The organism is Streptococcus chenjunshii (assembly GCF_003086355.1).
Classification (GTDB): domain Bacteria; phylum Bacillota; class Bacilli; order Lactobacillales; family Streptococcaceae; genus Streptococcus; species Streptococcus chenjunshii.
The window spans coordinates 2,371,607-2,393,878 of sequence record NZ_CP031733.1 but is presented as its reverse complement, the minus strand read 5'-3'; the positions used below and the strand labels follow the sequence as shown (position 1 = coordinate 2,393,878).

Annotated in this window: 16 protein-coding genes and 1 pseudogene; 7 read left to right on the top strand and 10 right to left on the bottom strand. The window is 39.0% G+C overall.

Annotated elements, in window-relative coordinates; all coding sequences use genetic code 11:
- Nucleotides 1-36: 36 nt before the first annotated feature.
- Nucleotides 37-795, bottom strand: a complete 759-nt coding sequence (locus tag DDV21_RS11440; RefSeq protein ID WP_116878283.1) for an SDR family NAD(P)-dependent oxidoreductase — start codon at nt 793-795, stop codon at nt 37-39.
- A gap of 77 nt (nt 796-872) precedes the next feature.
- On the opposite strand from DDV21_RS11440, the gene DDV21_RS11435 reads away from it, so the two are divergent.
- The gene (locus tag DDV21_RS11435) at nt 873-1,247 is read left to right on the top strand and encodes a MerR family transcriptional regulator (RefSeq protein WP_116878284.1); all 375 of its coding nucleotides are present in this window, start codon (nt 873-875) and stop codon (nt 1,245-1,247) included.
- 36 nt (nt 1,248-1,283) lie between these two features.
- Here DDV21_RS11435 and DDV21_RS11430 read toward each other — a convergent pair whose 3' ends face one another.
- The 7 genes from DDV21_RS11430 to DDV21_RS11400 all read right to left on the bottom strand — a co-directional run bounded on the left by DDV21_RS11430 (nt 1,284) and on the right by DDV21_RS11400 (nt 14,481).
- Entirely contained in the window at nt 1,284-2,330 is a 1,047-nt protein-coding gene (locus DDV21_RS11430; RefSeq protein ID WP_116878285.1) for an alpha/beta fold hydrolase, read from the bottom strand.
- Between the two features lie 69 nt (nt 2,331-2,399).
- A complete protein-coding gene (locus DDV21_RS11425) occupies nt 2,400-4,001 on the bottom strand; it encodes a type I restriction-modification system subunit M (protein ID WP_116878286.1) in 1,602 nt (533 codons plus the stop codon).
- A gap of 170 nt (nt 4,002-4,171) precedes the next feature.
- Nucleotides 4,172-4,924, bottom strand: a complete 753-nt coding sequence (locus DDV21_RS11420; protein ID WP_116878294.1) for a hypothetical protein — start codon at nt 4,922-4,924, stop codon at nt 4,172-4,174.
- A 43-nt stretch (nt 4,925-4,967) separates the two neighbouring features.
- Nucleotides 4,968-6,164, bottom strand: coding sequence for an HAD family hydrolase (locus tag DDV21_RS11415; RefSeq protein ID WP_116878287.1), 1,197 nt, complete (start codon nt 6,162-6,164; stop codon nt 4,968-4,970).
- Between the two features lie 20 nt (nt 6,165-6,184).
- The gene (locus DDV21_RS11410) at nt 6,185-7,363 is read right to left on the bottom strand and encodes a restriction endonuclease subunit S (protein ID WP_116878288.1); all 1,179 of its coding nucleotides are present in this window, start codon (nt 7,361-7,363) and stop codon (nt 6,185-6,187) included.
- Nucleotides 7,364-7,396: 33 nt separating this feature from the next.
- A complete protein-coding gene (locus tag DDV21_RS11405) occupies nt 7,397-11,176 on the bottom strand; it encodes a YobI family P-loop NTPase (protein ID WP_116878289.1) in 3,780 nt (1,259 codons plus the stop codon).
- A 314-nt stretch (nt 11,177-11,490) separates the two neighbouring features.
- Nucleotides 11,491-14,481 carry a type I restriction endonuclease subunit R gene (locus DDV21_RS11400; protein WP_116878290.1) on the bottom strand — a complete coding sequence of 997 codons (2,991 nt, stop codon included), beginning with the start codon at nt 14,479-14,481 and terminating at the stop codon, nt 11,491-11,493.
- 466 nt (nt 14,482-14,947) lie between these two features.
- On the opposite strand from DDV21_RS11400, the gene DDV21_RS11395 reads away from it, so the two are divergent.
- Together DDV21_RS11395 and DDV21_RS11390 are read left to right on the top strand one after the other, a co-directional pair.
- Nucleotides 14,948-15,898, top strand: coding sequence for an IS30 family transposase (locus DDV21_RS11395; RefSeq protein WP_116879182.1), 951 nt, complete (start codon nt 14,948-14,950; stop codon nt 15,896-15,898).
- A gap of 29 nt (nt 15,899-15,927) precedes the next feature.
- Nucleotides 15,928-16,392 (top strand): annotated as a pseudogene (locus DDV21_RS11390) (ClbS/DfsB family four-helix bundle protein); the annotation flags it as partial.
- Nucleotides 16,393-16,458: 66 nt separating this feature from the next.
- Here the strand turns inward: DDV21_RS11390 and rpmG are convergent.
- The gene (gene rpmG / locus DDV21_RS11385) at nt 16,459-16,608 is read right to left on the bottom strand and encodes a 50S ribosomal protein L33 (RefSeq protein WP_002262412.1); all 150 of its coding nucleotides are present in this window, start codon (nt 16,606-16,608) and stop codon (nt 16,459-16,461) included.
- 15 nt (nt 16,609-16,623) lie between these two features.
- Nucleotides 16,624-16,806 carry a 50S ribosomal protein L32 gene (rpmF, locus tag DDV21_RS11380; RefSeq protein ID WP_116879092.1) on the bottom strand — a complete coding sequence of 61 codons (183 nt, stop codon included), beginning with the start codon at nt 16,804-16,806 and terminating at the stop codon, nt 16,624-16,626.
- 264 nt (nt 16,807-17,070) lie between these two features.
- Between rpmF and hisS the strand changes: the two genes are divergently transcribed.
- The 4 genes from hisS (at nt 17,071) to DDV21_RS11360 (ending at nt 22,001) form a co-directional block, all read left to right on the top strand.
- Nucleotides 17,071-18,348: a histidine--tRNA ligase gene (hisS, locus tag DDV21_RS11375; RefSeq protein ID WP_116879093.1), complete on the top strand. Its 1,278-nt coding sequence runs from the start codon at nt 17,071-17,073 to the stop codon at nt 18,346-18,348.
- A gap of 10 nt (nt 18,349-18,358) precedes the next feature.
- Complete coding sequence (locus DDV21_RS11370) at nt 18,359-19,018, top strand: TMEM175 family protein (RefSeq protein ID WP_116879094.1); 660 nt, start codon at nt 18,359-18,361, stop codon at nt 19,016-19,018.
- A 297-nt stretch (nt 19,019-19,315) separates the two neighbouring features.
- Nucleotides 19,316-21,073 carry an aspartate--tRNA ligase gene (gene aspS / locus DDV21_RS11365; RefSeq protein WP_116879098.1) on the top strand — a complete coding sequence of 586 codons (1,758 nt, stop codon included), beginning with the start codon at nt 19,316-19,318 and terminating at the stop codon, nt 21,071-21,073.
- Nucleotides 21,057-22,001, top strand: coding sequence for a YitT family protein (locus tag DDV21_RS11360; protein WP_116879095.1), 945 nt, complete (start codon nt 21,057-21,059; stop codon nt 21,999-22,001). The genes aspS and DDV21_RS11360 overlap by 17 nt, the downstream gene beginning before the upstream one ends.
- Nucleotides 22,002-22,272: the final 271 nt, after the last annotated feature.

Genomic DNA, 22,272 nt, shown 5'->3' with positions numbered 1-22,272 from the left:
TTGACTGAGGCAAGTCCTCCGTGATATGCAATAATCTTAATGATTAAAGAGAGGCTGACTGAGGTGGAAGCTGAAATCTTTGACATCAACGAGGCCGACAGTTTTATCGCTTTTATAGAGCTGAATGAGGAAATCAGCCATTTCTTTAGCAGAGTGATACTGCTTGAAATGTTCATCATAATTGTAGCTGCTGGAATCAGTGGCCACTTTCCCGAATTCTGTTTTGGTTGCAGCAGGAGCAAGTACCTTTGCCTGCAATTTATGATGGCGGTTCTTCATTTCTAATGCCAGTCCTTCCGTAAATGCACTGACATAAAATTTTGTTGCACAGTAAGTAACAGCATTATCGACCAACATATAGCCTCCTCGGGAAGAAATATTGATCAGCTGACTGTTGTCAATATCTTGGTAATCCCTGACATAAAGGCTGGATAATAGGGTTAAAGCTTCAATATTCAGATGAATCATTGCAGAAATTTTCTCTAGATTTTGATGAGCAACGCTGTCATAATTTCCAAATCCAGCATTGTTAATCCAAACAGTGACATGGAAGCTTTTTAAGCTGTTGTACAGCTGATAGGCATTGTCTGGAATCGATAAATCAAGGCTTTTTACAAGAATGTCCAAATCAGGGTATTGCTGCAGCACTTCTTTTCTCAGGTCTTCTAATTGTTTTTGGCGTCTTGCGACTAAGATTAAATGAAAGCCAAGACCGGCGAAAGCTTTTGCGGCTTCCAAACCGATGCCGGAGCTGGCTCCAGTGATACAGACATATTGTTTTAAAGTGGCTGACATTTTCCAATTCCTCCTTTTTACGTTATACTAATGATAGCACCTAGAGTTAACTCTAGATCAAGTCAAAAGGAGAAAAAATGCGTTATTCAATTGGCAAAATGTCAGAACTGACAAAACTTAGTATACATACACTGCGATATTATGAAAAAGAAGGTCTGGTCAGCCCAAAACGTGATGAAGGGAACAGACGCTATTATGATGAGAAAGATTATAGATGGTTACAGTTTATTCAACGCTTGAAAAAAGTTGGGATGCCTATTAAGGAAATTAAAAGATATTCTGATTTACGCTTAGAAGGCGACCGTACCTATGCTGACAGATTAGAGCTGTTAAAGTCTCATTTAGGCGTTTTAGATAGCAATATGGATAGCTTGCTGAAAAATAGAGAAAAACTGGTGGAGAAGATTGCGTTTTATGAAAGGGAGATTGATAGGCTGAAATCCATCAAATAAAGTCTCACTATAAGCAGCATAAAAAGCCTGGAAATGTTATTTCACAGGCTTTTTGAGTTGGTTTGAGTTTTTTTGACTTTTGTAAAATGCAGTTACTTCTTTAACAAATGTTTTCGGTTTAAAAGAATGGATGACATGATTAGCAGAAATTTTTTTATAAATAGTTTGCGGTGCCAATTCTGTAAGATGTTTGATATCATCATCATCTAATGCACCGATCAAGCCGTAACGCTTATCTCTCTTCCATTCTCCGTGTAAGAAAAGGATAGGGCAGGCAGTCTGTTTTAGGGCTTCTGCATGGCTGATGCCATCGTAGAAGCGGCCATCGACAAAGGCTCTGGCAAAATCTGGATCAAACATGGATAACGATTTAATCAGTAATCTTAAACTATCTGGGAAGGCAACTTCTACCGGCATATTGGGATGAGCATCCTGAAAACGTCTGATTTTTTTGGAAAGCCAGCTGACAAACCAGTCTGGGATTCTTTTTATCCGTTTGTCAGAGGCCGGTATTTCCATACCTTTAAAGTAGTCTGCCAAGTCTCTGTTTTCAATAGTGCCGATCTGTTCAACAAGATGTTTCAAGCCGTTATAGACAAATCGGTCCTTTTCTTTAAAACGCGGCATTTCCGCCGAAAAGACAGGAGCATCCTCCAGGACAATAGCGGCTACCCAATCAGGAATATTGGCTGCACACCACAATGCTAATATTCCGCCAGAAGAATTACCGCTGATGATTACAGGTTCTTGAATCACATTTTCAATGAAAGTTTTTAAATCGGCTCCCACAATTTTCCACGAATAATGTCCCGGTGTCCATGTTGATTTTCCGTGTCCTCTGATATCCACAGCATAGACATGAAAATGCCGAGACAGCGGGATCAAGACTTTTTTGTAGCTCTCCCACATTCCCATTTGAGCAGGAAGAAGCAGCAAACTCGGTCCCTTGTTCGGTCCGACGATATAGTTCAGTGAAACTGTCCCTGTGTCATAGGTGTTTTCAGTAAAGCCTGCTTGAATTAGTTTTTTATCTGTGAGCTGTCCTGATAAGTAGGTGTATGGGTTTTGATAAGAATAAGTCATTTATTTTCCTCCAGATTATAGCTGATATCTGTCGCTGTAGTTCACAGACAGCTGCTTTTTCATCTGTTCTTAGCCTTTAAAGTTGTTAAGGAGTGCTTGGAGATCTTGATTGGCTTCTGGTGTGGTGCCTTTAAGCTGGCCGAGCATATCCATCAGTGCAGAAGACTTGTCCGCTATTTCTTGGTTGGTTCGGTTGATATTGGCCACAATCTCAGCTAGAGGTGCCACTTCTTCCTCTTCAAAGGTATCCACATAACGGGGGATGTTGAGATTGAAGTCATTTTCTTTAATCTCTTCAAAGCTGGCCAGATGAGCAAACTTATCTATATTTTGGCGATTTTTGTAAGCCTCTAAAACCTTCTCGATATGAGCATCTGTCATCAGGTTTTGATTTTTTCCCTTGTCAAATTCCTTGGAGGCATCGATGAAGAAGACATCACGGTTGGTGCGATTTTTCTTGAGAATAATGACTGTAGTTGGAATGCTGGTGTTGAAAAAGATATTTGACGGCAGGCCAATCACCGTATCAATGGCCCCTTCTTCCAAGAGGTGCTTCCTAATTTTCCCTTCAGCATTGCCTCGGAAAAGAACACCATGCGGTAGGACGATGGCCATGACACCCCCGTCTTGTTTCAGATGATAATAACCGTGCAGCAAAAAGGCAAAATCTGCCTTGGATTTAGGCGCTAAAGCTCCAAAAGCTGAAAAACGGGGATCCTGCAAGAAACCACTGTCTGCTGGCCACTTAGCTGAGTAGGGCGGATTCATCAGAACGCCATCAAAGTTGGTCGGCTCTGTCGTTGGCCAGTCATCATCCAAAGTATCAGCATTGTGGAGATACTGGTTTTCGATCGGCACCCCATGCAGAATCATATTCATACGCGCCAGATTGTAGGTGGAGGTATTGAGCTCCTGACCATAATAAGAAACGGTATTCGGCTCATGGCTGTATTTCTTGGCATTGAGCAGGAGCGAACCCGATCCCATGGTGGCGTCGTAAAGGGTAAAACCTTTCTTGCCTTCGCGTCCTAAAAGGGCGATTCTGGTCATGAGTTTGGCGACGGGCTGAGGGGTGTAAAACTCCCCTGCCTTCTTACCTGAGTCTGTCGCAAACTGGCCGATTAAGTATTCATAGGCATCCCCCAGCATATCACCAGCATGCGCAGCTACATCAAGGACAGCCAAAGCTTTCATGACCGAAGCGATAGTTTGATTTTGTTTCTGCGGTGTTGCGCCTAGCTTTTTCGAGTAAAGGTCAATATCTTCAAAGAGATTTTCAAAGAGCTCATCGTCCTGCTCGATATTGCGGAAGCCTTGTGCCAAATCTTCCAGCTGGAAGCTTCCGTCATTGATACGGTTGACCAGAGCTGTGAAGGTTAGCTGGGGTTCAATCGCGTAGCTGAGCTCATTTTTGACGACCTCAATCAAGTCTTCGTGCATATCGACATCATCATAATACTTGCTGTAGATGGCAAGCGCCTCCTGCAGATCATCAGTTTCTTCGTCCATGGTCTCTGCTACAAAGAGAAGGAGCTTGTCCGACAAGTACTTATAAAAAACCATCCCAAGCAGGTAGGACTTGTAATCGTTGGCATCCATTTTGGAGCGGAGAATATCCGCTGAGTTCCACAGCGCTTGATAGAGCGCTGCAGAGGTTTGTGTTTCTTCCATGTGTATGTCTTTCTAATTCTTGTAATTATTGTTGATTTAAAAATCATTAACCACCGCTCACAAAATAAGCGGATTTTGAGCGGATTTTTCACTATTTTTTACCTATATTTTCCTTTTCTTGTTTTATTGAAAATGGCAGATCTGTTCAGCTGGTCAAGTTAATAAGATGATTAATATCCTATGACTTCATTGGAAACTAGCTCAATTGTTTCGTCAGAAATCCTATCAATTTCCAACAAGTAAATCTTATTTTGTCTAGGATTGAAAATTCCCAGTTTATCTATCATCTGAAATTCACCATGAACCGAATTTATCCCCATAAGATAGTAGACGAGTAGCTGAAGCGTTTGTTCCTTCTTGATAGCAGACTTAGATACCTTAAAATCCCACAAAGTATCTTCAGTTAAAAAGTCCCCATCACCACTATCAATAGTGTCGGTATAGCCCCCTTCAAAAGTGAAGCCATCTTTTTTAACTGGTCCAAATTCTTCAAGAAATGCCAGACTCCTCTCAACCATAATCCGAATATTGTCAATAGTTGCCTTATCTGGACTAATCTCCTCAACAGGCTTGTACCTTGCGCTACCTGCTCTATAGACGACATCAAAACCAGATAATCGACAAGCATTAATAATCGAGGAATCATCAAGACCTGTAATTTCATCCAAAAGTTTAGCAGCTATCTCTTGCTTTCGAATTAACATAGCACCAATCAAAGAAACCCTAAAAGCCTCTTCTTTGGCAGCACCATTCATCAATCTTGTCAGATAATCAACACAGATTCCGATAAGGACTGCATGAAGATTTTCAACCTCATTTAGTTCTTTACTATCTGTTAACTCTCGAACAGCAAACATTTTTGAAGGTAGATAACCACCTCTAGGCTGCTTGATTGCACTAATTCTTTGCGTAACCGATACCATATATTTATCCCCAATTTCGTTATCAGAATTCATTTACCTATACTTAGATGTCACCTGTCTTTTTATTAAGTATCTCTCTAATCTCAATGGCGTTCTTATCGTTAGGTGAAACTTCCTCGAAGAGTTTCTCATAAAAGTCCTTAATATCCTTATCTTCAAGAATATATCGAACTTGACTGTTAATCTTCGCTATAGAAAAAAGATCCTCAATTTCATCAGGCTGCCAGTTCGTAAACTTAGATAATTTTCTGATCACACTATGGGTATTTTTAAAATTACCGCTGCTTTCTAATGCATCAATTAAATCTGCCTTCTCTTGTTCATCTTGGGGTCTAACATGTGTTATAGCTTCTTTTTTATTAGCAAACATTTTAGAATAAAGTTTTTCATTATATACTGTTTTATCAATGATTAATTTAACAAGTTCATCAAGTTCACTGTTTTCAGAGTAGTCAGCTGAAGCAAAATAACTAATACGATTATCTTTTATCATCTTATAAACCTTATTCTTTGCTTTTCTTTCGTCATTCTCGTCAGGATTGTAAACTCCAATTGAATAGCCTCCATGAGAGTTTACTAACTTCATACAAGGAATATCAGTATCACTGTCTCCAAAATAAATCATGTTTCTAAAGGGTATTCGAATCTCATCTGGAGCAAATGAATCGTTAACTGCTTCATCATTTACATCTAACACCCCCTTAGAAATTCGAAATAAGAATTGAGTTTTATTAGTATAATTCACGACCTGAGCTGGCCAAACTGCAACTCCATCATCATCGAAATAGAATGATGTAGCATAAATTTCTTTAAAGCTTTTTGCAATCGAGGTTCCTTCAATCATTTCTTTCAAACCTGAAGAAATAATATAGTGTTCAATAATTATTCCTCTGTCTTCACCATATTTTCGAATTCTCTCAAACCAGTTATCAACACCAGAAAATAACTCAACTTTTGAACCATATTCAACTAATTTTTCCTTAGTAAATAAAAGTTGCCCACGAGCCTTTTTTTTCATTGTATACATGTAAGCAAGATTTTTATCCATGTCATTATCCGTTGCTAAACCATTGGACTCTCTCCAAAAATCACCTACCATATCTTGTCCGTCAGATTGAACAGTCTGAATATATCCTTGTGCCTGCATATCATCTGGTGATAAAGTTTTATCAAAATCGTAACATAAGGCAATAACTGGCTTGTTTCCCTTAGTTTCGCGTTGAAATTCTGTAACTACCATTTTAAGGTCTCCTCTCTATCTTATACAAACATATCCTGCAAGAGCTTTTTCTTCAAAGTTTCAAGCTCAGTAATTTTGGCTTGGTAAGATGAAATTAAATCGTCAAGGTTAGCGAAGAAAGCGCCGATGGCATGTTGTTCGTTAAGAGTCGGTACTTTTAGTTTATGATTCTTTACAATATCGCTATTTAAGTTTACTTGACTTCCAGATTGACCATATTTATTCCAACCATCTTTGAACATTTCCAACCATTGAAACATGAATTCTTTATCAAAAATTGGATTAAGAAAAATTAGGAAGCCATCGTGTACACCAGTCTGCACATAATTGATCACTGGTTTTCCGACAGATGCTGCTATACTCAATAATAAATGCGGTTCTTTGAGTACTCTAGTTTTCTCTTGACCTAATTCTGAAATTCGTTGCTCAAGATCGTAAATTCTTCCATTTTGATTTGTAACATCAGAAATACGCAACCAGCCAACCTCTGATGATCCATCAAACCATTTTGGATCTTGGATAGGTCTAGGAGAAGCACCACGAACGATTTCAGCTAATTCTCCTAACTTCTTCTCCTCCCACTCGCCATCAAACCCATCTAAGCGGATTTCAGGCGTGGTCTGTCCTGCCTTTGGAAACATCTTGGTCAACATGGTCGCCTTAAAGGCTTGATAGTTGGCCAAATTATCCTTATAGGCAGATAACAGCTCGTCAAGCGTTTGGAAGAGAGTACCGATAGCGGATTGTTCGGGGAGGGAAGGGAGAGAAACTTTGAATACTTCCGTAAAGTTTTTTATAACATGAGGGATATTTGGGGTGCGATATTGCTCATAAATCTTTTTCTGATATTTCACAAGGTAATTAAAAATAAAATAAGAATCATTTTCATCTTTTACTTTGTAACCTTTTAATGTTGAGCCTAGTGCTCCCTCAAAACCAGTAAAGACTTTACCAGCATTTGAGCCATCCCACATAATTAATATATCTTTAGAATCTGTATCAGCCTCAGCATTAGACAGAAATGGAGTATTTCCGTTTAAAGTATTTGCATCGAGATACATAACAACTCCTTCATTAAGTTGTTCTTGTCTTGCTTTACCTTTAAATTGTTTTTCAATAGTATCGTTTAGTTCAATACCAGTTTCCCAATTATTGTCAAACCCTTTAAATCTGATTTTGGGGATGTTTTGGTTTGTCATATGTAAGTTCTCTTTCCGTACATTTGTCAATTTTTAACTATTTCTAAAGCTATAAATTCTATAGTAATTATCATTATGTGAATCTACCCTAAATGATTTAAAAAAACCTTTATCTTGTAAAAAATCTAGAATATGTTTATTGTACTCTAAAGCGAGAATTTTGGGGTTATTATGCTCTCTAACTTCTTGAATAACTTGATTATACTCTTCAAATAAATTTAGAAAATGCAGATCTTCAAATAATTTCTCTACATTATTATGTGGGATATTTCTACTATAAAGTAAGCGTCTATCTTCTAAGTTAATATTACGATCTTGCATTAAAGATAGAAGCAGATTTTTTTCGACAGAATAAAATTTGTCTAAAATTGCTTTTATATTTTCTGTTCCTTTTTGTATAATAACATCCTGAGCAATCTTATCGAATGCTTGATATTCTTTCAAGATCATTGGCAAATCTTCATCATCAAATTTATTTTTTAGAATATATGCTATCAATTCTGAACTGTAATTCTTATCTTTAACACTAATAGTTGCATTAAAGCTATCGACTAGTACTTGGGCTTTTTCAAAAGGAATTTTTTGTCCCAAGATTTCTAAAATTTCATCTTCATTGTAGCAATCATCTATATTTTCAATATAGCCATCTAGATATTTTAGAATATATTTAATAACACTTTCGGGATAGTTATCTCTTAAATCTGAAAGAACAGTTACTTCAAACTCTTTTGAGATAGTACCACTCTCTATCAAAATATAAATCTTATCATCATCAAGATCTTCTGGTAGAGAGTTGTAAAACCAGCCGAGTGAAGACAAGACAACTCGATAATGTTTATTCTCTATAGCGTTACACTTTACCGTTTTTTCAAAGAATTTTTCCTGATTTTCATTAGATAGTTCTTTAAAAGCATTATTATCAAATTTAAGCTTCTCTTTAGAATTTACAAAATTTATCAAGATTTCATTCCATTCTTCATGTTCAATGAAGTAGTCTAAAATATTTTTAGTATTAAAGATTGCTTTATTGAGTTCAATTGCTTTGTCCCCAATTAATATGTTATTAATTTTCGATAATTCTAAAATGTTATCACTAACACAAGTCAGATACTCTACTTTAATCTCATCTGAAACATTTGCATGATTAAGAATAGCATAGATATATTTTACATCATCTCTAATCACACCGTCAGACTGTTCAACAATAATTTTAAGGTAATCTTCCAAATTTTCGTTAACATAATCCAGTAGGTAACTAAATTTATTATCAGAATTGATAATAGTAAAATTTCGGTATTTAATATCATTTTCATTCAAAGAAGAATCCAAATATAATAATAATTTCGTGATATTGATAGCATTCAATTGATAAAGGTTATTATTATAAACTTTATCATTAAGATCTCCATACTCTGAACCAAAATTAAATTTATTTATTTTTACATTCAAATGTTCTAAATTCAATATTAAATCTATATAATCATCAACTTCTCCAGTTTGTTTAAATTCATACCAAATAAAATTCCAAGAATCGGAAACGAATTGCGATAGCTGCTTTTTTTGTAGCGGTGACAATTTTCGACTTAATAATAAGAAATCATTAAATAGCATACACTGAGTCATAGCAAAGCCACCAGTATGCAGAAAATCCTTAGAAGATAGCAGTGACTCAACTAAGTCAGGATTATAATTTAAAATATAACTGACAACAGTTTTCTGTCTATCCAACGACGACTTACCAAAAAAAGATATAAGAAATTTTAGTCTATTCTCAATAAAGTACGGTATTAGTCTTTCCTCATTACCTTCTGAGATGACATATTCAAATAAATCATAATTCAAAATCTCATCACGATTAAAATCCTCTGAATCTATTCTATTGTTATAAATTTCCGTAATATTTGTTAGATGGTAGTCCCAAGGAAGTCGATTATCTTCTCCCTGAACAGCCATAATAAACTCTTTATCTTCCCTATTCATGCTATTAGGATAGAAATAAGTGATATAATCTGGATAAGTTTCATCAATAAAGCTGTTTCTAATTAAAAATGTAATCATGGAAAATTGAGAATTATTTTTGATATACTTAAATTCTTCTTCACTAGCGATATTATCTATATTATCTCTTGTAATTAAATTAGCCAACTTTTGGCGCTGAATTTCTTGTTTTTTCTTTTGAAGAGCGTTTATTTCATTTTTTAATAATTCGATTGAACCCTTATTTTTAATATTTTCTAGTCGAGACTCAAAGTTATCTCGTTCCGAATCAGGGATTTTAAAAATTGTTTCCTTCGTCTCCTTATTTGAATAATATCCATTACCAACAGAAGAGTAATTTTTATAGGACTCTATTTCAGCGTCCTCTTTTAGCAATTCAGCGATAAAATCAAGACGACTATTAAATTGATATTCAAATTTATTATTAACCTTTAAAAAGGGACGATTAGTAGGAATTTTTAAAATTGAAGAATATAATTCTAACTCATTATTTAATACTTCACTTTCTGCATTTAGAATCTTCTGTTTAATCTCTGAAATTTGTTCATTTATATCATGTAACTGTCCTTTTTTGAAATTATCCTTCTCTTGGAAAAGTTTATAAATAAATCCGGAGTTACCTTGAAGTTCAGAGAAATCTTTTGGAAAAATATTTTTATAAACTACCATTGCAAATAGTTTTTCATTCGATAGTTTGAGCTTATTTTTAACTTCTTCTCCTGTTAGATTGTTTTTATACAAGACATACTCATTACAAATATTAGTCACTAGACGCAAATCATCGATATAAATTGAAATTTTTTGTAAAAAACTTCCTTTAAAATCTTTTTCACAGCCTAAGTCAGCTAAAATCTCACTGAATTTTTCTCTTGAATTTGATGATGTTATCGTTGGAATAATTGGAATGATAAAATCAAAAAATTTAGTCCGCTCTTTAGAAATGAACATATCATCTTTGACAAGGTACATAAAGAGAAGCTTATTTCCCTCACCTCTAGCTTTTCTTTTACTATTTACCAGAGTATTAATTTCTTTAAGTTTTGAAAAAATCAGATTAGTCTCAAACCGATCTATATCCTCGAAAACAATAATATTATGTTGGCAGTTATCAAATAAGTAAAGAACATCATCTAGATACTGATCAAAATAAGAAGCTTCAGAGTCCTGTAAGATTTCTATTTCCCCCGAAACATTAGTCCCTTTAAAAGATATAACTTTGAATAACTTACGATATAGCTGAAGCCTGAGTAATTCATAAATTAGAATTAAACTATCAATTATCAAAACTATAATGATTATCAATTTGACTTGGCTAAACCACAAAAAATCAGGAGAAATCTCACCTACAGTTTTTGTAAGGTTTTTAAAATTCCATAAGACTGATATTGCCAGTAAAAAAATGGATACAATAAAAGACCATCCAAAAATTTGACTTGTTTTAGGGTGTTGCTTGGATTTAAAGATAGTGAGAGGAATTTTATCGGCATCAATCTGATGAAGTAATTGATTGACTATTTTTCCTTCTAAAACATTATCGTTTTCCCCTTTATTCGTATTCTGCTTAATTTGTTGTTTATCTTCAATTTCATCTTCAGAAGTAAAGTGAGCTAAAGAGATATGCAGAAAGGTCTTGTTTTTCTTATTGTATTTTTTTTTATAAGTCTCAATGAAACTACTTTTACCTGAACCATAATTGCCGGATATAGCGACATTTAATACATCAGGATCTTCTATAGAAAAATCAACTGCATCAATATGCGATTGGTCGATATCAGCATCATTTATTGGGGTTAATTTTTTAAATATTTGGCTCATGATTCCCCTTTATTTACAAATTAGTATACTTAACTTACTATCTGAACTCATCTAATCCATTTTACATAGATTATCGGTACCGTATATTACTAGTAGAACACGGCCTAAAAGCCCGAGGTTTAGACAAAACACCTTGTGTACAGATACACATCGCTGTCTTTCTGAAATCCTAATCGCTTTTTACACCCTTTGTATCTCAAAATCGAACTGGCCTACGACTCTGTATAAAAAGATAATATCTCCTAGATGCCTGCTGCATCAGCATCAACTTTCCTATTTTTCTTTGAGTCGCTTAACGGCCTTTGTATCTTGAGTTACCTTCTCCCTCTCAGTGGTTCGATGACTTCTTCGATGAGTTTGGTGTAGTCTTTTTTGATTTGGATTTTGTATTTGAGGGGGTTGAGAGCTTCTGCCACCTCCGTTTTGTACTCTTTGTAGCGCTGGCTGCTGCTGAGTTCGCTTTCTCCCAGCTGCTTATCGGATCCTTTGCGGTAGTGCTTGACCAGATAGAGAAGCTGATCGTAGCCCATATACCATTTCTTAGCCAGTTTGCGGACCTCATTGTCAATAACTGATTCAATCATCTGGTCTAGGATATTGGCAATGGATTTGCCGCGGTAACTTTCAGGGTCCATCTGGATTTCCAACCAAAGGTTGGCAATGATTTGGGCCAGCCCTGAATTGGTCTTGGAGAGATTAGCGATATAGCTGTCCACAGTTTCAATATCCTTAGCACTCAGCTCTTTGCTTTCCCCGTCTGATTGAGGAATGAAGGCTTGTATCAGAGAAATAATGTACTCGTAGTTGATATCATCGACATGGACAGATTCTAATTCATACATAACATCAATCGGTTCCTCCCCGTCGTCACCGTCTTCTCTGCGGCGCCTGATTTCATCAATAACATTTTGGTAAGTGCCAGTGTAACGTTCGATGAGCTCTTGATTCAGACCTGTTTCCTCAAAGACTTGCTCTTGATTATACTCTGAATAAACTTGGATGGAAGCAAAGTATTTGTCAAATTCCTGGTAAGCTTTAGCAAATTTCTTGAGCAGCTCAGTACTGGCGTTGGCGAGATCGATGCCTAAACCGGGTTCATCCGAGATATGAGTTTGGAGATTGGCTAATTTTTCATCAAAATTAGCACGCTCTTCCGGCCATTCAGGAGCCAAGACATCATTTTCGCCGCCGTTGGAATACAGGCGTAGCGCATTATCTACAGCATCCTTGAAAAGATGAGGCGTCTGGAAGGTGATGATTTGCCCGTACTTTTTGGGGGCATCAAAGATACGGTTGGTTCGGCTAAAGGCCTGTATTAAATCTTGGGGCTGCATGGGTTTGCGGTCGATGAAAATGGTTGAGAGGCAAGGCGCATCAAAACCTGTTAAGAGGCGGTTGACCACGATAACCAGATCCAGCTGTTCCTCACGAAAGAGGTACTTATCTTTCTTCCGGGCTAAGCGGTCATTGACATCACTGTTGAAGGCCCTAAGATCAGATATAGTATAGTGGGTCCCAAAGTTTTGGTTATAATCATCAATGGCAAGCTTCATCTTGTCTTGGTTGAGGGTCGAATCCTCATTATTTTCCGTCACAGAGTAGGTAATGGTAACCTTGGGAAAATCAGGCAGGACCTGCTTCACACGCTCTGAAATAGTGATAGATGTTTCTCCCTTTTTCACGCGCTTGATGAGGTCATAATATTTCTGTGCCATAGCAATAGATTTGACTGTCAAAATCGCAGCATAAGTTTTTCCGACACCATTTTGAAAGCCCAGTTGACCTCGGGATTGATTGATGATAGCGTCCAAGACTGCCAGCATGTGATCTTCAGATTCATAGACCTCATCAGGAATATCTTCTTCTGGCATATCGGTAATCAAGGTGTTTTTATAGTCAATACGAAAGCCTAGAACTGCTTTATCATGAATGGCTTCTTTGACCGTGTATTCATGCAGCCGTAAACCGTATTGCTGCTGCGTTGTTTGGGCCAAATCACCGACTTGCCTGCGTTTGTTTTCTACAAAAATCGGTGTTCCTGTAAAGCCATACCAAAGACTGTTGACAAAGAATCTGGAAATATTTTTTTGAGCCAGAGGGGTGATGGCGCGATGGCATTCATCGACAACAAAAGCAACATGAAGCTGTTTGATTTTACTGGCTTCACGTCTGTATTTGCCTTCTTCTATTTTGCGCATCATAGTGTTTATTTTTTGAATGGTTGTCACCACAACACGCCTATCATCAGCAGATAAGCGTGTTACCAACTGCTGGGTATTGTCCGTTTCATCAATGTCAACGATATCATTAGCAGCATAGGAGAGAAAACTTGATGTTGTCTGCTGATCAAGATCTCGCCTGTCCACCACAAAAATAGTCTTTTGAATGGATGGGATTTGCAAAAGATTGCGGGCTACTTTGTAGGAGGTCAGAGTTTTGCCCGAACCTGTTGTGTGCCAGACATAGCCTGATTGTTGGTGTTTGCTGGCTGTTTGAATAGCTTCAATAGCATGAATCTGATAAGGCCGCAGCAGAATCAAGGCTTTCTTAGCATCGTCAATAATTGAATATTGCATGACCATCTGATGGGCACGCGGGATGGTCAGGACCTGATCGGCAAAAGCGAAAAGGTCAATGACTGGTTGATTATCTTTGTCCACCCACTTGGTCAGGAATTGATCATTGAGCTTGTTTTCCTTAGCCGCAGCAATATAGCGGGTTTCAGTTATGTTTGATGCTACGAACATTTGCAGGCTGGCATAGATGCCGCGGAATTTTTCTTCCCGATCGTACTTAACGATTTGGCGAAAGGCATCCATAAAGGGATGTTGACGATTTTTGAGTTCAATCTGAATCATAGGCAGACCATTGATGAGGAGCGTCACATCTAAACGCCTGTCTTGGTCGGCCGGAGAGATTTTAGGCCGTTCCACCTGATTGACAATCTCATATGATGAAGTCCCGCCTGCAATATTATCGCGCCAAATGACTGAAAGGCGTATCGTACCAAGGCTGACATCTTCACGTTGAACTTGAACCTTGGCGATACCGTTTTCACCTGCCAGCCATTTGGCGGCTTCATAATAATTGACAAAGTTAAGCTGGTTTTTAATCTGAGCTTTTTCCTGTTCGGTCAGAGGAACGTCATCTAAAACAGAAACATTATTTTGCGCTAGTTTGGCAAAAAAATTGTCCCAAAGCATTGCTTCTGTTTTCAAATCATCCCTATAAGTCCATGGACTTTCACCTGATGAGAGCTGAGCAATCAATTGTTTTTCAAATTTAGTTTCGCCTGTGTATTGCATCTTTGGCCAGCTTCCTAATCTAAATCTATCGTTTCTATTTTTCATTATAGCATATGTTGAATGCCACAATTCACAATTTCGGGTAAAAAAGTGATAAAAATGATTTAAAAGCTGCGATAGCGAGCAGAACTTAGGACTAGGGAAATCGAGTGTGTCTGTTTTTTATGATTAAGAAGCCAAAAGATACTATGAAAGGTGCGGCTGAAAAGCTTGAAAGATTGATAAAAAATATGGGATTATAATAGCCGCGCTTTCCAAAAAAGAATAGTTATTATGATACAATGACTTTGATTGTATCAAGGGAGGTAAAACAATGAGAACATATGCAGATAAAGATGAACTTAAGGAAGAAATACTAAACTCATATCAAAATGAAAGTTCTAAAATGAAGTTAGCCACTTAGATGCAAAAAAACACCTCTATGTTACACTTGTAGTTGACGAAAACACAAGTAAAGGACATAGAGATGCAAGACCATTATACACCAACAGGCAAGCACTTGACAATAGCTGATCGCCGCTTGATTGAACGCTGGAAGCAAGAAGGGAAATCTAATCGTGAGATTGCAGGTCTCTTAGGCAAAGCTCCTCAAACGATAAACAACGAGATGAAACGTGGACTGGTCCTCCAACAGGTGCGTAAGGGGAAGTTTGAGAAGCTTTATAGGGCGGATAGAGCTCAGGAAGTGTATGAGATTAATCGAAAAAATAGCCGTAAAGCTGTTAGTCTCACGAAGAAAGTCAAGGAAACCATTGTCCACTACATCAAGCTGAAGTGGTCACCTGAGATGATTTCAAAACGTAAAGTCAACGTCCCACAATCCACCATATACTACTGGATGGACAAGGGGTACCTGGGGCTGACTAAGGCAGATAGGCTGTATCCAAGAAAAGGCAAATCCCCTAAGAAAACAGCCAGTCCTAATTTCATGCCTGTTGGAAAGTCGATTGAGGAGCGGCCTGAAGCGATCACTCAACGACTGGAGGCTGGGCATTATGAGATTGATACGGTTGTTCAGACACGGGCTAAAGCGCCTTGCTTTCTGACATTAACAGATCGAAAAACCAGGTATGAAATCATTCGTTACTTGCCCAGTAAGACAGCACAAGCCGTTAACGAAGCCTTGTCGAGCATTTTACAGGAATATCAGATCACGTCAATCACAGCTGATAATGGGGCAGAATTTGCTAGACTAAGCGAGATTTTTAGTGAAGAGAAGATCTACTATGCTCACCCTTATTGCTCTTGGGAAAGAGGCTCTAATGAGAATCACAACCGTCTTATTCGACGTTTCCTACCCAAGGGAAAAACAAGAGCGACCAGAAAACTGGCCACTCAGATTGAATGGTGGATAAACAATTATCCCAAACGAATATTAAACTACAAGACACCTAGAGAAATTGTATTCAGTGGCTAACTTCAACTTGAAATTTAGCAAACTCATATCAAAAGTATATTGCTGAATTCGATGACATTCCCGAAGATTTGAAGGATTTAAGAATCGAAGAGGTTGACAGGACACCGGCGGAGAATCTAGCCTATCAGGTTGGATGGACTACTCTAGTATTAAAATGGGAATCAGATGAACTTAAAGGTTTAGAAGTTAAAACACCTACTGAAACATTTAAGTGGAATCAACTTGGGAAGCTTTATCAGTATTTTACTGATACCTATGCTGGTTTAACAATTAAAGAACTCACAGTTCTGCTTAACAGCAATGTGTATGCTATATGTGACATGATTGATTCAATGGGTGGAGACGTTTTATTTAAACCTCATATGCGCAAATGGGCTGATGGGGCAACCAAGAATGCGGTCTGGGAAGTTTATAAGTTTATTCACATTAATACTGTAGCCCCTTTTGGGACATTCAGAACTAAAATTCGTAAGTGGAAGAAAATTGTAAAGTAATTCCTTTTCAAGCAACATAAAAAAAACCTTTGAAACATTGGTTTCAAAGGCTTTTCTTTTAATGTCTTATTTCACTTCAGTAAAAATCACGTGTTTGCGCAATTTTGGAGAGTATTTTTTCAACTGGAGACGGTCCGGAGTGTTACGCTTGTTTTTTGAAGTTAGGTACAGGCGTTCGCCGGATTCTTTGTGTTCAAGTGTAATATTGACGCGCATACTGTTTCCTTTCTATTATTCAGCTGTTTTAGCTTTAGCGATTTGACGTCCTTTGTAGTAACCCTTAAGGGAAACACGGTGTGAACGGGAGTAATCTCCGGTTGTTTCGTCAAATTTTACAGTTGGAGCTGTCAATTTGTAGTGTGTACGGCGTTTGTTTTTTTTCGCTTTTGAAGTGCGACGTGCAGGTACTGCCATTGTTTCATTCCTTTCAAGATTAAGATCATAAGAGCAGGGACCTTATATAGTGGAAAGACAGCCGCCCCGTTTACTCCAAGGCAAGCTGGTCTCTTTTTTAAACCCGCTCAGTAAAATAGATATTTTGATTTTCATCAACTTTAATATAATAGCACATCTTTTTTGTAAAGTAAAGTTACTTGACAGATTTTTTAGAAAAATAACTCTGCTATTTTCCAAAAACATGGTAAAATAGAGAGGATTACAAGTGAAGGAATTTTAATTATGCAATTACAGAAACCGAAAGGGACGCAGGATATTTTGCCTGCTGACAGCGCTAAATGGCAGTATGTGGAGAAAACTGCGCGTGAAACCTTTGAAAAATATCATTATGGTGAAATTCGAACACCTATGTTTGAGCATTATGAGGTGATTTCCCGTTCTGTCGGTGATACCACGGATATTGTGACCAAGGAAATGTACGATTTCTACGATAAGGGCGGCCGCCATATTACGCTTCGTCCGGAAGGGACGGCACCGGTGGTGCGTTCTTATGTGGAAAATAAGCTCTTTGCACCGGAGGTTCAAAAGCCTGTCAAGATGTACTATATCGGTCCCATGTTCCGCTATGAACGTCCGCAGGCCGGCCGTTTGCGTGAGTTTCATCAAATCGGTGTAGAGGCTTTCGGTTCTAAAAACCCTGCGACTGACGCAGAGACTATTGCCATGGCTTATCATTTTTTTCAGGAACTTGGTATAAAAGATGTGATTTTGCATCTCAATACTCTTGGCAATGCCAGCAGCCGGGCCGCTTACCGTCAGGCTTTGATTGATTATCTTCTGCCGATGCGGGAAAATTTGTCCAAGGACAGTCAGCGCCGCTTAGAAGAAAATCCGCTGCGCGTACTGGATTCTAAAGAAAAAGAGGATCAGGCTGCCGTTGAGCATGCCCCTTCCATTCTGGATTATCTGGATGAGGAGTCTCAGGCACACTTTGACGCTGTACGTGAGATGCTTGAAATTCTTGGAATTTCTTATGTGATTGATACTAATATGGTGCGCGGTCTGGATTATTACAATCATACTATTTTTGAATTTATGACCAAGGTTGGCAAGTCTGAGCTGACGATTTGTGCGGGCGGCCGCTATGATGGCCTGGTGGACTATTTTGGCGGTCCTGCCACTTCTGGATTTGGTTTTGGTCTCGGTCTGGAGCGCCTGCTTCTCGTCCTTGACAAGCAGGGGATCGAGCTGCCTCTGGAGGATGGTTTGGATGTTTACATTGCTGTTCTGGGAGAGGGCGCCAACAGCAAAGCACTGGAGCTGGTGCAGGCTCTTCGCAGACAGGGCTTTTCTGCTGAGCGTGACTATCTTGGGCGCAAAATTAAGGCACAATTTAAGTCAGCAGATACTTTTAAGGCAAAGACTCTCATCACTCTTGGTGAAACTGAAGTCGAAACAGGGCGAGTAACTGTCAGGAACAACAGCAGCCGTCAGGAGACTGAAGTTAGTCTTGATAAACTCATGTCAGACTTCACAAGTGTTTTTGCCGGCTTGAGATAGGAGCTTTTCTGTGAAATATATTTTCGGGCGGTTTGATACGCTGAGCGATGCTATTATCGCTATCGTTATGACCATATTGGTGTTGGAAGTAAAAGCACCGACCAGTGCTGATCAGCTGCCGGAGTTTGTCAAATCTGTCAGTCTTTTCTTGATTTCCTTTATTCTCTTGATTAATATTTGGTACCGTCGGGCTAAGATTCAGCATCAAACAGTACCTACCAAGCTGGAAAGTTTGTTTTTGGATATTTTTGCTCATGGTCTGCTGTCTCTTTTTCCTCTTGCTATTAAAATGCTAGTTTCTTATGATACGGTTTGGGTATCCGTGCTTTTTTACGGCCTGCTCAATGTTTCTGTTATTACAGCCCTCAACCTCATTCCAATCATTGAACTGAAAGAGAGCAGCCGTGAAACCTCCATGAATACACTTTTGTATCATTTTTACCGCCGCCGCTTATTGGCGACTATTGTTCTTAATCTGCTTATTATTCTGGCTGCTTACTTTTTGCACTCTTGGGGGGCTTATCTTTATCTTGTCCTGCCGCTGGTGGATTTTTATGCCAGCTACCGGCGTGATAAGCGCTTAGATGCCTTTTTGGCAGAAGGCGATGTCCCGTCTGTTCTGGCCCAAAAATTCGGACTTGACAGACATAAGCTTAGGCAGACCGATTAAAGGTCTTTAGGATTGGAAAGGCTTTAGCGGCTGGATTGTAAAAAACTCCTCCTTGCAGGTGGGGTTTTTGTTTGCTTTTTGCTATAATAGGAAAGGATAAATAATGATGACTTTTACTTTTTGAAAATCAAGACAGCCTGCCCTGCTCTGCAGCAGTGATTGGTGAGTGCTTTGATTTTTGCGTATCAGTCAGTTTGAAAGGAATAAAAAAACAGGTTTTTGCTGTGCTTAACTGGAAAATTCATCTTCTTTCTTAAGGTGCGGTGAGGCATGTCATCTGTTTTAGGTAGCTTAATCGTGAAACGTTCTATGTATGCAGGGTGTGTTCGCAGCGAACATATTGGACAAACTATGACCCTTAAAGGCTGGGTTGCACGCCGCCGTGATCTGGGTGGTCTGATTTTTATTGATTTGCGGGACCGTGAAGGTCTTATGCAGCTGGTGATTAATCCGGAAGACGTATCTGAGAGTGTTATGGCGACGGCTGAGAACCTTCGCAATGAGTTCGTGATTGAAGCGACCGGACGGGTTGCTGCACGTGAACAGGTTAACAGCAATCTGCCGACAGGTGCTGTTGAATTGAAAATAGAAGCTCTTACAATTCTGAATGAAGCTAAGACTACACCGTTTGAAATCAAGGATGGTGTGGAAGCCGCAGATGATACCCGTCTGCGCTATCGCTACCTTGATTTGCGCCGTCCGGAAATGCTGGCCAATTTTAAATTGCGGGCTAAAGTCACTCATGCCATTCGCAACTATTTGGATGGTTTAGAATTCATCGATGTTGAAACACCGATGCTGACGAAATCTACACCTGAAGGTGCGCGTGATTACCTGGTACCGTCTCGGGTCAGTCAAGGGCATTTCTATGCTTTGCCGCAAAGTCCGCAGATTATTAAACAGCTGCTCATGAATGCCGGTTTTGACCGCTATTATCAAATCGTAAAATGTTTTCGGGATGAAGATTTGCGCGGAGACCGCCAGCCTGAATTTACTCAGGTGGATTTAGAGACTTCCTTTTTGTCTGAACAGGAAATTCAGGATATTACAGAGGGCATGATTGCCAAAGTAATGAAAGAAGTCAAAGGTCTTGAGGTAACCTTGCCTTTTCCGCGGATGACTTATGATGATGCCATGAACTACTATGGATCTGATAAACCAGATACACGTTTTGAGATGCTGCTGCAAGACTTGACAGAACTTGTCAAGGGGCTTGATTTTAAGGTTTTCTCAGAAGCACCAGCTGTCAAGGCTATTGTGGTGAAGAATCAGGCGGACAGCTATTCACGTAAAGCGATTGACAAGCTGGCAGACTTCGCCAAACAATTTGGCGCTAAGGGTCTTGCATGGGTGAAGTACACTGATGGAAAGCTTACAGGACCGATTGCTAAATTTTTAACTGCAGCCGAGGAAAAGTTGACAGCTGCTTTACAGCTTGAAGAAAATGATATGGTTTTATTTGTGGCTGATAAGCTTGATGTTGCCAATACCGCTTTAGGTGCTCTGCGCCTGCGTTTGGCCAAAGAACTTGACATGGTTGACAAGTCCAAGTTTAATTTTCTGTGGGTTGTAGACTGGCCAATGTTTGAGTGGTCCGAAGAAGAAGGCCGTTATGTAAGCGCTCATCACCCCTTCACACTGCCTGCCTCAGAAAGCGCTCATGAATTGAATGGCGATTTAGCCAAAGTACGTGCACTGGCCTATGATATCGTACTTAACGGCTATGAATTGGGGGGAGGAAGCTTACGTATCAATCAGCGCGAACTTCAGGAACAAATGCTGCGGGCGCTCGGTTTTTCTGATCAAGAGGCTCAGGAGCAATTTGGCTTTCTGCTGGAAGCTATGGACTACGGTTTTCCTCCGCATGGCGGCCTGGCACTTGGTCTTGACCGGCTGGTCATGCTGCTTGCAGGTCAGGACAACATTCGTGAGGTCATTGCTTTTCCAAAGAATAATAGAGCCATTGATCCAATGACACAGGCTCCGAGTCTTGTTTCAGATGAACAGCTGAAAGAACTGGCTCTTCAGGTCAATCATTATGAAGAAAACGATTAAAAACAGTTATCAGCAAAAAATGCATTATCTTATCAGCAAACAGGCTAAAAAGGGCGGTGTTTTTAAAACCCTGCAGAGTATTTCACGGGAAAAGTATACCGAAAAGTTATCAGCCGCTTTGCTCTATGGGCTTCTTTCCAGTATTGCTGTCAACTTTTTCTTTCAGCCGGGACATGTTTATTCCAGCGGAGCAACTGGTCTGGCGCAGGTTTTATCAGCAGTGAGCGGACGTTTGACAGGGTATGCAGTTCCTGTTGCTTTAAGTTTTTATCTTATTAATTTACCGCTCCTTCTGCTCGCTTGGCGAAAAATTGGGCACAAGTTTACTGTTTTTACCTTTTTTACAGTAACATTCAGTTCTTTCTTTATTCAATTTGTGCCGGTTGTTGTTTTGACAGATGATCCTTTGATTAATGCTATTTTTGGCGGCTTGATTATGGGGCTTGGTGTAGGCTATGGTTTGCGGGCTAATATTTCCAGCGGCGGAACTGACATTGTCAGCCTGCTTATACGGCGGAAAACCGGGCGTGATGTTGGGAGTATTTCACTCTTTATAAACTGTTTGGTTATGATCTTTGCCGGTCTGCTTTTTGGCTGGCAGTACGCACTGTATTCAATGATAACTATTTTTGTATCCAGCCGTGTGACAGATGCTGTTTTTACCAAGCAGAAGAAACTGCAGGCTATGATTATTACAAATCAACCGGAGAGAGTTACACAGAAAATTCACCGGAAGCTTAACCGCGGTGTAACGTCTATCAATGATGCCCAAGGGACTTACAATCATGAGAAAAAAGCTGTTTTAATCACCATTATCACCCGAGCTGAGTACCAAGATTTCAAGGATATTATGAGAAAAGCCGACCCTGATGCCTTCGTTTCGATTGCGGAAAACGTGAAAATTATGGGGCATTTTGTAGAGGAGTAGCAATTAGGAAATGTTGAGAGCATGACTGCTCCCTAAGATGATATTTCAAAAGGTTTCAGCAATGGAGCACCGTCTTCTTTGCGGCTTTCAATAAATGAAAAAGTCTACCGGCTCTCAGAATAAGAGGGTTGGTTTTTATGTCTCAGTATCCTTTGTCAAGACGAAAAGCTGCTGGAGCGGCAGCCTGCTGAGCATGTAAAAATTCGGATATTTATGGCAGTCAGTGTTCAAGTCTGCCGGCCTACTGTTGATTTTGACTGAGTCTCAATTA